The following is a 13,011-nucleotide window of genomic DNA, read 5'->3' on the forward strand; positions in this document are numbered from 1 at the left end:
GTCGGTGGGTGCGGTTGCGGTCAGCGGGGGGACGGGATGGAGGGTGCGTCGGTGGGGGTGGTGGTGGCAGGCGGGGTGGCGGGGTCGGGTGGGGTGGCGGGGTCGGGTGGGGTGGTGGGGTCGGGTGGGGTGGTGGGGTCGGGTGGAGTGGTGGGGGTGGGTGGGGTGGAGCGGGTCTTTCGGCGGGCCCACCAGCGTTCGGCCCAACCGACCGCCAGGAAGGTCATCCCGACGTACACCCAACCGACCAGCACGTCGATCACGTAGTGCTCGCCGCTGTAGACCAGCGTGAAGGTCATCGCCAGCGGGTAGGCCAGCAGCAGGGGCCACCAGCGACGCCGGACGCCGGGCAGGAAGAACACCACCACGAACAGGGCGAAGGCGGTGTGCAGCGACGGCATCGCGGCCACCGGGTTGGAGGCCAGTTGCCCGGCGTTGAGCAGGTTGCCCGCGCCGTGCATGCCGAACGCCTTCCAGCCCCGGGTGGAGATCCGGGCGACCTCCTCGATCAGGCCGTTCTGCGCCGCCCACCACGGTGGCGCGGCCGGGTAGAGGAAGTACGTGACCAGGCCGGTGGCGCAGAGGAAGAACCAGCGACGCATGAACGCGGCCCACCGGCTGCGCGCACGCATCCAGAGCACCGCGGCCGCGGCGAGCGCCGCCACGAAGTGCGAGAAGTACACCCAGCTGACGAGGACGTCCCACCAGCGCACCTCGGGCTGGTAAAGATGCTGCTGCAACCAGACGGTCGGCACCTGGCCGTCCATCGCCCAGCCGAACATCAGGCGGTCCGCCAGGATCAGCTCGTAGGCGTGCGGCACCGTCCCGTCGTGGTAAGCGAACCCACGGGAGAGGTTGTAGATGACCAGCAGCAGCACCACCGGCACCCAGTCCCGGGCGAAGCGCAGGTGACTGCGCCACGGGCGGGCGGAGTACCAGGCGATGGTGCCGGCCCAGATCCAGAAGAACGCGTAGACCGGGTCGGTCGGCAGACCGATGACCAGCCAGCCCGCCACGAAGGCGGCCCCCCAGATCGACATCGCGATCACACGGCGACGCCCACCGTCGAGCGGGGCGGGCGGCTCGGTCGGGGCCGGGGGCTGGGTGTCGGTCGCGGCAGACATCGCGGACAAGGTTAGCGGCGGCCCGCGCGCCAGCGGAGGCAGGAGCACCTGCGATGTCGTCGCGGACGTCGCGCATCTGCCCGGGCGCGTGGCCCAGGCCCCGCCGACCACCTACGCTGTGGCCATGCGGGAGCTACCGGATCATGCCCTGGCCCCGGGTCTGGCCGCCCGGGTCGAGTTGACGGTCACCGACGCCGACACCGCTCAGGCGCTCGGCTCCGGTGACGTTCCGGTGCTCGGTACGCCACGGGTGCTGGCGCTGGCCGAGGCGGCGACGGTGGCCGCGACCGCCCGCCACCTGCCGAGCGGGTCGACCACGGTGGGTACCCGGGTGGACATGGAGCACCTGGCCGCGACGCCGGTGGGCCGCACGGTGGCGGCGCAGGCGCGGCTGACCGAGGTCGACCGGCGTCGGCTGGTGTTCGAGATCGCGGTCACCGAGGACGGGCAGACCGTCGCCGAGGGCCGGGTGGAGCGGGTGCTGGTGGATCGGCACCGGTTCCTGGAACGCGCCGGTGGGGCGGCATGACGACGACCGGCCGGTTCGTCGAGGTCGCCGACCGGGTCCTCGTGCTGCGTGAGCCCGTGCTCGCGGTCAACGTCACGCTGGTGCTGGGGGACGGGGCCGCGCTGCTGGTCGACACACTCTCCACCACGGGGCAGGCGGCCGAGCTGGCCACCGCCGTACACGCGGTCACCACCGACCCGCTGACCCTGGTGAACACCCACCACCATTTCGACCACTGTTTCGGCAACGCCACGCTCGCCGGTGACCCACCCCGCCCGGTCTGGGCGCACGAGCTGGCCGCCGTGGCGATCCGCGACGAGGCGGACCGGCTGCGCCGGGAGGCGTACGCCGAGCTGCACGCGGAACATCCCGAACTCGCCGCCGAACTGGCCGACACCGTGCTGCTGGCACCCACCCACACGGTGCGTACCGAGGCCGTCCTCGACATCGGTGGCCGGCGGGTGGTGCTGCGCCACCCCGGCCGGGGTCACACCGACGCCGACCTCGTGATCCAGGTTCCCGACGCCGACCTGCTGGTCGCCGGCGATCTGGTCGAGCAGGCCGGCCCACCGGCGTTCGAGGACTCCTACCCGTTGCAGTGGCCCGACGCCCTGGCCGAGCTGTCGCGGTCCACCTCGCCGTCGACGGTGGTCGTACCAGGGCACGGCGACCCGGTCGACGCGGATTTCGTCCGGGCGCAGCACGCCCAGCTGGTGGAGCTGGCCTGGCTGATCCGGGCCGGGCACACCGCCGGAGCGCCGCCGGAGCGGGTCGCCGCCGATGCCCCGTTCCCGGCCCGCCACGCGCTCACCGCCGCCCGGCGCGGTTACGCAGAACTGGACGGCACCGCCTGATCGACGCCGGCCACCGGCCACCGGCCGCGGACGCCGCACGCGAGGACCGGCCACGGACGCCGCACGCCAGCGCGGACGCCGCACGCCGAGGACCGGCCACGGACGCCGCACGCCGGCGCGGACGCCGCACGCCGAGGACCGGCCACGAACGTAGCGCACCGGGCACCAACCACGCAGGCCGTACACCGCACACCAGCACACCGGGCACCGGCGGCGGACGCAGCACCGGTGCGGGCGGGCCAGCCGGTGCCGTCACCGACGCTGGGATGCCCGTGGCGAGGCTTCAGCCGCCGAAGCGCTGGAGCACCTCGGCGCGGGTGGGCATCGCGACCGCGCCGCCGGGGCGTTCGCAGACGAGGCCGGCGACCCGCAACGCGTAGGCCACCCGCTCGTGCCAGCCGGCCGGCTCGACCGGCTCGCCGTCTATCAGCAGGTCGGCGACGAGGGCGGCCATCACCGAGTCACCGCCGCCGGTGGCGTCGATCGCGTCGACCTTCGGCGCGGGTACGCGTACCGGCTCGGTGTCGGCGGCGGCGACCACCGCGCCGGCGGCCCCCAGGGTGACCACGACGGTGGCCGCGCCCAGCTCGCGCAGGTGGGCCGCCACCGACTCGGCCGGTTCACCCGGATAAAGCAGTTCCGCGTCGGCGGCGCTGAGCTTGACCAGGTGCGCTCCGGCGGCGAACTCGGCGACCACCTCGCGCAGCTCGGCCAACGCCTGAGGGCCGGCCAGCAGCCGGGGCCGGACGTTCGGATCGAACACCCGCAGCCCTCGGGTCGCGGCCCAGGCTCGACGGGCGGCGGCCAGCGTCGCCGGAGCCAGTAGCACGATCGAGCCGCAGTAGAGCACGTCGGCGTCCTCGACCAGCGCGACGTCGAGTTCGTCGGGGCCGAGCAACGAGTAGGACGGCGGTTCGCCGTAGAAGCGGAAGTCAGGTTCCGCACCGGAGAAGGTGGCCACGGCCAGCGTGGTCGGCACCGCGGCGGTCACCGCGCCGGCCAGTCCCACCCGCTCGGCGGTGAGGAAGTCGCGGATCCGGCCGGCGAGCACGTCGTCACCGAGCGATCCGGCGAACTGCACCGCGCCACCGAGCCGGGCGACACCGACGGCGACGTTCAGCGGGCCACCACCGATCGCCTGCCGGTAGACGGGCTTGCCGTCGCACTCGGCGTCCAGCAGGTCGACGAGCGCCTCGCCGAGCACCACCGCGTATCCCATGGTCAGGTCCCTCCGTCGGCCGTTGCTGACGCCCAGGCTGGCACAGCGATCACCTGGGCGCGAAGCCACCGTATTGGTGCGCCCCGGGCACCGCGAACCGGGCCCGTCCCGCACATCGAGAGACGGCTATTGCATCAAGCGAGCCGGCATGGTGGGATATTGCTGCCGGATGACGCGGGGCTGCGCGTCATCGGCGCCGGGTCTCACATCGCGCGAGGGCATTCACGCGTCGACACTCCGCTGGCGACAGGTGCTGGCTGGGCCATCCGTTCCCATCCGCACGGTCGCCGCGTAGTCGCATCCGCCCCAACAGCGGGGGCGGCACCATTCCGCCATCCGCGCGTTCGGCGGGGCGCACCCACGCAAATGCGCCCCGCGAGTCAGGAGAACCCGTGAAACGTCCACGTTTGGCCGCGCTCGTCACTGCGGCTTTCACTCTTCTCGCGGGAGCGGTCGTCGTGATCGCCACCCCCAACCCGGCCGCCGCGCACGGCGCGGCGATGACGCCGGGTGCCCGCACCTTCCTGTGTTGGCGCGACGGCCTCACCCAGACCGGTGAGATCCGGCCGAACAACCCGGCCTGCGCCGCCGCCGTCGCCCAGAGCGGGACGAACTCGCTCTACAACTGGTTCAGCGTGCTGCGTTCCGACGCGGGCGGCCGAACCACCGGCTTCATCCCCGACGGCCAGCTGTGCAGCGGCGGGGCCACCGGCTTCCGCGGCTACGACCTGGCCCGCAACGACTGGCCGCTGACCCACCTGACGGCCGGTCGCAGCATGGAGTTCCGGTACAGCAACTGGGCCCACCACCCGGGCACGTTCTACTTCTACGTGACCCGGGACAGCTGGAGCCCGACCCGGGCGCTGGCCTGGAGTGACCTGGAGGCCCAGCCGTTCCTGACGGTGACCAACCCGCCGCAGCGCGGCGCGGTCGGCACCAACGACGGCCACTACTACTTCACCGGCACCCTGCCGGCGAACAAGAGCGGCCGGCACATCATCTACTCCCGGTGGGTCCGCTCGGACAGCCAGGAGAACTTCTTCGGCTGCTCCGACGTGGTCTTCGACGGTGGCAACGGTGAGGTGACCGGCATCGGCTCCGGCAGCACTCCGCCGCCCAACCCGACCACCCCGCCGCCGAACCCGACCACGCCCCCGCCGAACCCGACCACCCCGCCGCCGAACCCGACGACCCCGCCGCCGGGGACCGGTGGCTGCAGCGCCACCATCAACGTGACCAACAGCTGGTCGGGTGGTTTCCAGGCCGAGGTCACGGTCCGGAACACCGGTACGTCGGCGATGAACGGCTGGACCGCGAGTTGGACCTGGCCCAGCGGTCAGTCGATCAGCCAGGTCTGGAACGCGACCCAGACCACGTCCGGATCGTCGGTGACGGCCCGCAACGTGTCGTACAACGGCAACCTCGCGGCCAACGGCAGTACGACCTTCGGGTTCCTCGCCAGCGGCAACAACGCGACGCCCACGGTCACCTGCGCCCGTAGCTGACCCCAGTCAGGCGTTAAGAAGGGCCCCCTGCTATACGCGAGGCGTTAACAGGGGGCCCTTCCTTGCACCTCAGCGCACCATCGAGCCGACGACGGGCTTGGTCAGCAGGGCCGACTGGTTGCGCTGGATGCCGGGGTCGAGGGTCTTCGCGACGAAGATCGCGTGCCAGATGCAGAAGATCAGCACGGTCCACACCTTGCGGGAGTGGTCGAACTCCTCCCGCTTGTGCTCCTCCAGCAGGCGCAGCGCGTACGACAGGTCGAGCAGGTCGCCGGCACCGGAGGTGGTCAGCACGTGCCGGGCCCACTCGTACATCTCGCCGCGCAGCCACACCCGGGTCGGGGTGGGGAACCCCAGCTTCTTGCGGTTGACGATGGCCGGCGGCACCACGCCCTGCAACGCCTGGCGCATGGCGTACTTGGTGGCGTCGGAGCGCGGCGGCAGTTTCAGCTCGACCGGGATCTTCGCCGCCACCTCGAACACCTCACGGTCGAGGAAGGGCACCCGCACCTCCAGCGAGTGCGCCATGGAGATTCGGTCCGCCTTCACCAGGATGTCGCCCCGCAGCCAGGTGTAGAGGTCGACGTACTGCATCTTGGTGACGTCGTCCAACTCGGTGCACTCGGCGTAGATCGGCGCGGTGACGTCGGTGTAGCGCACCGACGGGTCGTAGCGACGCAGCAGGTGCTGCTTCTCCTCCTCGGTGAACATCCGCGCGTTGCCGTAGTAGCGCTCCTCGATCGGCGTGGTGCCGCGCTCCAGGAAGCTCTTGCCCTTGACCCCCTGCGGGATCGCCTTGGAGACCGCCCGCAGGCCCTTCTGCACCCCGCCGGGCAGCCCGTTGACACTGCTCAGCGAGAGCGGCTCGCGGTAGATCGTGTATCCGCCGAAGAACTCGTCGGCGCCCTCGCCGGAGAGCACCACGGTGACGTGCTCGGCGGCCTTCTTGGCGACGAAGTAGAGCGGCACCAGAGCCGGGTCGGCGACCGGGTCGTCCAGGTGCCACACGATCTTCGGCAGCGCCTCGATCATGTCCTGCGGCCCGATCTTGGTCGGGATGGTGGTCACGTCGAGATGACGGGCCGAGTCCTGGGCGACGTCGATCTCCGAGTATCCCGGCACGTCGTAGCCGACGGTGAAGGTCAGGATGTTCGGGTTGAACTCCCGGGCCAGGGCCACCACCGCGGTGGAGTCGATCCCGCTGGACAGGAACGAGCCGACCGGCACGTCGGAGCGCATGTGCATGCGTACGCTCTCGCGGAGCGTCTCCCGGATCTCGTGGTAGAGCTTCTGCTCGTCGGAGACCGGCGCGGGCCGGAACACCGGCCGGTACCAGCGCCGCACGTCGATCCGGCCGCCCGGGGTCCAGGTGAGGTACTCCCCCGAGCCGATCCGGCTGATCCCCTTGTGCAGGGTGCCGGGCTCCGGGACGTACTGCAGGGTCAGGTAGTGGCTGAGGTTGGCCGTGTCGACCCCGGCGTCCCCGGCGTACGCGGACTGGGCGAAGGGCAGCAGGGCCTTCTTCTCCGAGGCGAGGTAGAGCCCGTCGGCGGTCTCCAGGTAGTGCAGCGGCTTGATGCCGTAGTAGTCGCGGGCACCGAACGCGCGACGCTCCTGCCGGTCCCAGATGACGAAGGCGAACATGCCCCGCAGCCGGGTGAGTACCTGCTCGCCCCAGTAGTGGTAGCCGGCGACGATGACCTCCCCGTCGCCGTTGGTGGCGAACCGGGCGCCGAAGTCGCGGATCAGCTCCTCGCGCAGCTCGATGTAGTTGTAGATCTCGCCGTTGAAGGTCAGCAGGTACCGGCCGTCGGCGTAGGGCAGCGGCTCGTGGCTGAGCGCGACGTCGATGATCGCCAACCGCTTGTGGGCGAACACCCCGTCCGCGTACCGGCCGGAGGCGTCGCCGACCACTTCGACACCGGTCTCGTCCGGGCCGCGGTGGTGCAGGCATTCCAACGCCCCGGCGATGTTGTCGCGGTGGGCGGCGGCGTCGCCGCGCGCACTGAAGAAAGCCAGGAGTCCGCACATGTCCGTCATCTTTCCACGCGTGCTGATCGGCCGTCGCGGCACTGCCGGGTGACCGGGACGGCCACCGGCGGCTCGGCCCGGGACCGGGTTCGCGGTACCGTCGGGACCAGCAATGAGGCGAAGGGAGCGGGGCATGACCGAGGAACGCACCGACGGCAAGCCGGCCGACGGCACCGAGTCGCACGACCCGGATTTCCCACCGGCGTTCCTGTCGTTCATGCGGCAGGGCTGGCGGGAAACCACCCTGCCGGTCGGCCCGCGGCCCGAGGTACCGAACTACGCCAAGCGCCGGGCCGCCCTCTCGGCGGCCTTCCCGGGCGAGACGCTGGTGATCCCCACCGGCGGGGAGAAGGTACGCGCCAACGACACCGAGTACCGGTTCCGGCCCGGCAGTGACTTCGCGTACCTCACCGGTGACCACGACCCGGACAGCGTGCTGGTGCTGCGGCCGAACGGCTCCGGGCACGACGCCACGCTGTACATGCGTCCGCGCTCGTCCCGGGAGAACGACGAGTTCTTCCGCAGCCGCCACGGCGAGCTGTGGGTGGGCCGACGGCACACCCTGACCGAGAAGTCGACCGAGCTGGGCCTGCCCACCGCCGACCTGACCGAGCTGGACGCCGCGCTGGCCGAGCTGGCGCCCGCGCGGACCCGGGTGCTGCGCGGCTTCGACGCCCGGGTGGACACCGCGGTGCGGTCCTGGGACGGTCCGCGTGAGGAGGGGCAGCCGGCCCGCGACCGCGAGCTGGCCATCGCCATCTCCGAGCAGAAGCTGGTCAAGGACGAGTGGGAGATCGCCCAGCTCCAGGAGGCGGTCGACGCCACCGTACGTGGCTTCGAGGACGTGGCCCGGGCGCTGCCGGCGGACCGGGGCGTCTCCGAACGACTGCTGGAGGGGATCTTCGCGCTGCGGGCCCGGCACGACGGCAACGACGTCGGCTACGGCTCGATCGTCGGCGCGGGCGAGCACGCCACGATCCTGCACTGGGTGCACAACCACGGCGTCACCCGACCGGGTGAGCTGCTGCTGATGGACATGGGCGTGGAGGGACGCCACCTCTACACGGCGGACGTGACGCGGGTGCTGCCGGTCAACGGGCGGTTCAGCCCGTTGCAGCGCCAGGTCTACGACGTCGTGTACGCCTCGCAGCAGGCCGGCATCGAGTTCATCAAGCCGGGCGTGACCTTCAAGGACGTCCACCTGACGTGCATGCGGGTGCTCGCCGAAGGACTTGCCGACCTGGGACTGCTGCCGGTGAGCGTGGACGAGGCGATGGACGAGAAGTCCATGGTCTACCGCCGCTGGACGCTGCACGGCTTCGGGCACATGCTCGGCATCGACGTGCACGACTGCTCGAACGCCCGCAAGGAGATGTACCGCGACGGCACTCTGGGCGAGGGGTACGTGCTCACCGTCGAGCCGGGGCTGTACTTCCAGCCGGAGGACGAGCTGGTGCCGGAGGAACTGCGCGGCATCGGCATCCGGATCGAGGACGACGTCCTGGTCACCACCTCCGGCGCGGTCAACCTGTCGGCCGGCCTGCCGCGCCGGGCCGACGAGGTGGAGACCTGGCTGGCCGAGCAGCGCGAGGCCGGGCTGCGGCTGCCGGGCTGATCTACCGCCCGGACCGGGCGGCACCGAGTAGCGGGCGGGCCCCGCGCCGGAGGCGACATGCTGTCGCTTCCGGCGCGGGGCCCGTCCTCGTCTGTCCTACGGATCAAGCATCTGCCCTGCTCAACCAGTTTCAACCCGGTGAGGCGAGATGACGCAGTGCTGCCCGATCCGAGCACAATGCGGGGTTTTTTCAGATACGTCCTTCTCGCGAGGAACCTTCTCATACGGTGGTCATCAGAGGCTGCAACCCATTTGTAGCTGCTCGCACCCGTTCGCTCGGTGCGGACCAGTCTGGTAGCAGGAAAGGGCGGAAGGCTCTGATGTCTGATGACGTGACCACTTCCTACGGTGGGCCGCCCCCGGCTCCACCGCCCCCGGGAACACCGGGACTTCGACGACGAAAACTGTGGCTGACCGCGGGCGTGGCCGGCCTCACCGGCGTGGTCGGCCTGGCCGCCCTGGGCGGGGTGGGCGCCCGCGACGACCGGTCCGGGAACGCCGACCGGCCGGACGCGCAGTCCAACGCCCGGCAGACCGTCAGCGACGCCGGGAAGCCGGACGCGGCCGGCAGCGGCGGGCCGAAGGCCGAGCGGGCCGGCGAGCGCGATGGCCGCAAGGGCGGCAGCGATCGGGACAGGGCGCAGGAGGTGCCCTGTGACACCGACAAGTTGATCCAGGCGATCGTGCACGCCAACCAGAACCACGGCGGCGTACTCGCCCTGGCCCGGTACTGCACGTACGAGTTGACCCGCAGCGAGGACGGCAACGGCCTTCCCGTGATCACCAAACCGATCACGCTGAAGGGGGAGGACAGCAGGATCGTGCGGGCCGCCAACGTGGAGCGGTTCCGCATCCTCAACGTCGGTCGAGGCGGTCACCTGACGCTGAAGGGTGTGACGGTCAAGGGCGGGCAGACCGCGCCCGGCATCTCGGTTGCTCCGTCGATCGCGGGCCTGGATCTCACCGCGAAGCCGACCGGAGCCGGGGCCGCCAAGGCGCCGGCCGCTACCGGGGCAGCCAAGACTGCCAAGGCCGCGGAGAGCAGGGCGGCAACCAAGGCCACGAAGACCAAGGCCGCGAAGACCAAGGCCGCCGGCGCCGGGGCGAAGCCGACGGCCGACGGGGCCAAGGCCGTCGAGGTGAAGCCGACACCGGGGGCAAAGGCCACGCCGGCCGGCATCGCCGGCGCGGAGGTCGCTCCGCCGGGCATCGCCGCCGACGGCATCGACGGGGGCGGGATCCTGGTGCAGCGAGGTGGCACCGCGGACCTGGAGCACAGCCGGATCGTGCAGAACCAGGCGACCCGTAACGGCGGCGGCATCGCCAACTACGGCACCACCACGATCCGTAGCAGCATCGTGGAGCAGAACAACGCCGGCAGTTTCGGCGGCGGCGTGTTCAGCGTGGGGGTCCTGCGGGTCGAGGAGTCCAAGATCCTTTACAACAACTCCAGCACCGGAGGCGGCGGCATCGCCAACGGCTCGACGCCCAACGGCTTCGCCGGCACGGGCGGCACGGTCTGGATCTGGAAGAGCACGATCAGCCACAACCGGACCGGAGTTCTCGGTGGTGGCGTCTTCCTCAGCGGCGGCGACACCACCGCCGTCCAGAGCGAACTCACCGACAACATCAGCCGCCTCGACGTCGGCGGTCTGGTCGCCCTCGGCGACAGCCGGGTGAGCCTGGAACACGTACTGGTCGCGAGGAACTTCGCGGGCGACGACGCCGGCGGCGTGGGAATCGGCGACGACTCCGTGGCCGTCATCGCCAACAGCGTTCTCAAGGAGAACGTGGCCGCCGAAGGGGTCGCCGGTGGCCTGTTCAACGACGAGGCGTCGGTGACCCTGCGGGACTCCGAGATCTCGGCCAACCAGGCGCTGGGTACCGCCGGCCTGGCGGGCGGCATCGTCAACCAGGACGGCGTGACCACGCTGATCCGGACCAAGGTGGCCGACAACGTCGCCACCAACCAACCTGGCGGCATCTGGACCGACAACGAGCAGGTGGAGATCGACCGGAAGTCGGCCGTGACCGGCAACCGCCCGACCAACTGCGTGGGCAGCCCGGTGATTCCGGACCGCTGCTTCGGCTGATCACCCGCCAGGGCGAGCAACAGGACAGCACCACCACATAGAGGGGGCTCCTCCGCGCCGCTCAGCCGTGCGGAGGAGCCCCGGCCTCTGTGCCCAGTTCCCCCCGGTCCGGGGCATCCAGGCAGGTCAGAGCGGGTCCGGGCGGAAGCAGCCGCCGTGTGTCGGTCAGCGCGGCCCTGGGGCCGCTGGCCGCATCCCACACCTAATGTGGGGTTATTTCGGATAAGACCCTGAGGCGAGGAACATTCTCATACGGTGGTTCTGGGAGCTACAACCGATTTGTAGCAGGGGACGCTCGCCTGTGCGTGACGACCCTGTCTGGTACGACGAGAGGGCAGAGAGCTCCGATGTCCAACTACCCAGCTAAGAACAACGCCAGCGAGCCGGAGGCGACGCCCAAGCGGCGTCGCAAGCTCTGGCTCGCCAGTGGCGTCGCCGGGCTCACCGGCGTGGTCAGCATCGCCGCCGTCGGAGTCGCCACCGGCGCCGGCGCGGTCGGCACCGACGGTCTCCGCTGGTCCACCGCCCAGCAGGTCAGCAGGGACGGCGACCAGGGCGCGGAGGCACCCGAGGGACACAAGGGCAAGAAGGGCGACCGCGGCGACGACCGCGGCCGGGACGACCGTGGTGACGACCGTGGCCGGGACGACCGTGGCCGGTACGACCACAAGGACCGCGGGAAGGAGGTGCCCTGCGACACCGACAAGCTGATCCAGTCGATCATCTTCGCCAACGAGAATCACGGCGGCGTGCTGGAGCTGGCGAAGGGCTGCACCTACAAGCTGACCCGCTCCGACAGCTACGGCAACGGCTTGCCCGTGATCGAGGAGCACGTGGTGCTCAAGGGCGACGACACCAAAATCGTCCGGGATGCCACCGCCGACCACTTCCGGATCCTCAACGTGGGCCGAGGCGGGCACCTGACCGTCAAGGGTCTGACCATCAAGGGCGGGCAGACCGTCGAGGTGCCGGTCAACGGCGACACGCCGGAAGCGGTGTGGTCACGCTTCTCCAACTCGGTGGAGGCGACGAAGGCGGCGCAGGCCGGCAAGCCGTACCTGCCGCTGTTGCAGGCCAAGCCGAAGGGTGCCGCGCTCAAGGCCGCGCAGGCCAAGGGTGAGGCGTCGGTGCTGGCCCAGCCGGAGCCGAGCGACGGCGCGGGCGTGCTCGTGCAGCCGGGCGGCACCGCCGAGTTCGAGAAGACGCACATCCTGGCCAACCAGGCCGGTGGTGTCGGCGGCGGCCTGGCCAACTTCGGCAAGGCCAGCCTCTACCACACCACGGTCGCCGACAACACGGCCTTCTTCTACGGCGGCGGCATCTTCAACGCCGGCGTGCTGCGGGTGGCGGCGTCCACGGTGAAGAACAACGACGCGATCATCGGCGGTGGCGGCATCGCCAACGGCGCGGCGTTCATCTTCCGCGACGACATCGACGGTGGCACCGTCTGGATCGAGAAGAGCGAGATCACCAGCAACGAGGTCCTCGGCTTCGGTGGCGGTCTGCTCGACATCGAGGGCAACACCACCGTCAAGTACTCGAAGATCGCCAACAACACGGCGGTCATCGCCGGTGGCGGTGTGGCCGCGGCGGGTGACAGCAGCCTGGAGCTGAAGCACGTCGAGGTCACCAAGAACACCACCGTCGGCGTGGGCGGCGGTCTCGCCCTGGCCTTCGGCGCGATCGCCAGCGTCGAGGACAGCAAGATCGACGACAACAAGGCCGGATTCTTCGGCGCCGGAGTGTTCAACCTCTTCGGTCAGGCCACCTTCCGCAACAGCACGATCAACGGCAACCGGGCCGTCGGTCCGCTGGGCGTGGGCGGCGGCATCTTCACCATCGGTGGCGAGATCGACCTCGAGAAGACCAAGGTGGCGTACAACTTCGCGACCAACCCGCCGGGCGGCGTGTTCAGCCTCGGCACCGACATCGAGGTGGACAACAAGTCGGCCATCACGGCCAACAAGCCGACCAACTGCGAGGGCACCGTCACACCGGTCCCGAACTGCTTCGGCTGACCACCTCACGGGCGGTCACCGACCGCACGGGGTTAAGCAGACCG

9 protein-coding genes are annotated in these 13,011 nt (G+C 70.7%); 6 read left to right on the forward strand and 3 right to left on the reverse strand.

Annotation, left to right across the window (positions count from 1 at the left end; genetic code table 11):
- Positions 1-20: 20 nt before the first annotated feature.
- Complete coding sequence (locus SM447_RS22745) at positions 21-1,124, reverse strand: phosphatase PAP2 family protein (protein ID WP_474574865.1); 1,104 nt, start codon at positions 1,122-1,124, stop codon at positions 21-23.
- A gap of 124 nt (positions 1,125-1,248) precedes the next feature.
- Between SM447_RS22745 and SM447_RS22750 the strand changes: the two genes are divergently transcribed.
- Together SM447_RS22750 and SM447_RS22755 are read left to right on the forward strand one after the other, a co-directional pair.
- The gene (locus tag SM447_RS22750; RefSeq protein WP_474574866.1) at positions 1,249-1,653 is read left to right on the forward strand and encodes a thioesterase family protein; all 405 of its coding nucleotides are present in this window, start codon (positions 1,249-1,251) and stop codon (positions 1,651-1,653) included.
- Positions 1,650-2,486 carry an MBL fold metallo-hydrolase gene (locus SM447_RS22755; RefSeq protein ID WP_474574867.1) on the forward strand — a complete coding sequence of 279 codons (837 nt, stop codon included), beginning with the start codon at positions 1,650-1,652 and terminating at the stop codon, positions 2,484-2,486. The genes SM447_RS22750 and SM447_RS22755 overlap by 4 nt, the downstream gene beginning before the upstream one ends.
- Before the next feature lie 283 nt (positions 2,487-2,769).
- On the opposite strand, the gene SM447_RS22760 is transcribed toward SM447_RS22755, so the two are convergent.
- Positions 2,770-3,705: a PfkB family carbohydrate kinase gene (locus SM447_RS22760; protein ID WP_474574868.1), complete on the reverse strand. Its 936-nt coding sequence runs from the start codon at positions 3,703-3,705 to the stop codon at positions 2,770-2,772.
- 392 nt (positions 3,706-4,097) lie between these two features.
- Here SM447_RS22760 and SM447_RS22765 point away from each other — a divergent pair, with 392 nt between their 5' ends.
- Positions 4,098-5,210 (forward strand): lytic polysaccharide monooxygenase auxiliary activity family 9 protein, encoded by a 1,113-nt coding sequence (locus SM447_RS22765; RefSeq protein ID WP_474574869.1) that lies wholly within the window; start codon positions 4,098-4,100, stop codon positions 5,208-5,210.
- Between the two features lie 69 nt (positions 5,211-5,279).
- Here the strand turns inward: SM447_RS22765 and asnB are convergent, their stop codons facing one another.
- Complete coding sequence (asnB, locus tag SM447_RS22770) at positions 5,280-7,241, reverse strand: asparagine synthase (glutamine-hydrolyzing) (RefSeq protein WP_474574870.1); 1,962 nt, start codon at positions 7,239-7,241, stop codon at positions 5,280-5,282.
- Positions 7,242-7,374: 133 nt separating this feature from the next.
- Between asnB and SM447_RS22775 the strand changes: the two genes are divergently transcribed.
- The 3 genes from SM447_RS22775 to SM447_RS22785 all read left to right on the forward strand — a co-directional run bounded on the left by SM447_RS22775 (position 7,375) and on the right by SM447_RS22785 (position 12,967).
- Entirely contained in the window at positions 7,375-8,856 is a 1,482-nt protein-coding gene (locus SM447_RS22775) for an aminopeptidase P family protein (RefSeq protein WP_474574871.1), read from the forward strand.
- Between the two features lie 422 nt (positions 8,857-9,278).
- Complete coding sequence (locus SM447_RS22780) at positions 9,279-10,949, forward strand: right-handed parallel beta-helix repeat-containing protein (RefSeq protein ID WP_474574872.1); 1,671 nt, start codon at positions 9,279-9,281, stop codon at positions 10,947-10,949.
- Between the two features lie 347 nt (positions 10,950-11,296).
- Entirely contained in the window at positions 11,297-12,967 is a 1,671-nt protein-coding gene (locus SM447_RS22785) for a right-handed parallel beta-helix repeat-containing protein (RefSeq protein ID WP_474574873.1), read from the forward strand.
- Positions 12,968-13,011 lie beyond the last annotated feature (44 nt).

It is taken from the genome of Micromonospora aridisoli, from assembly GCF_056150025.1.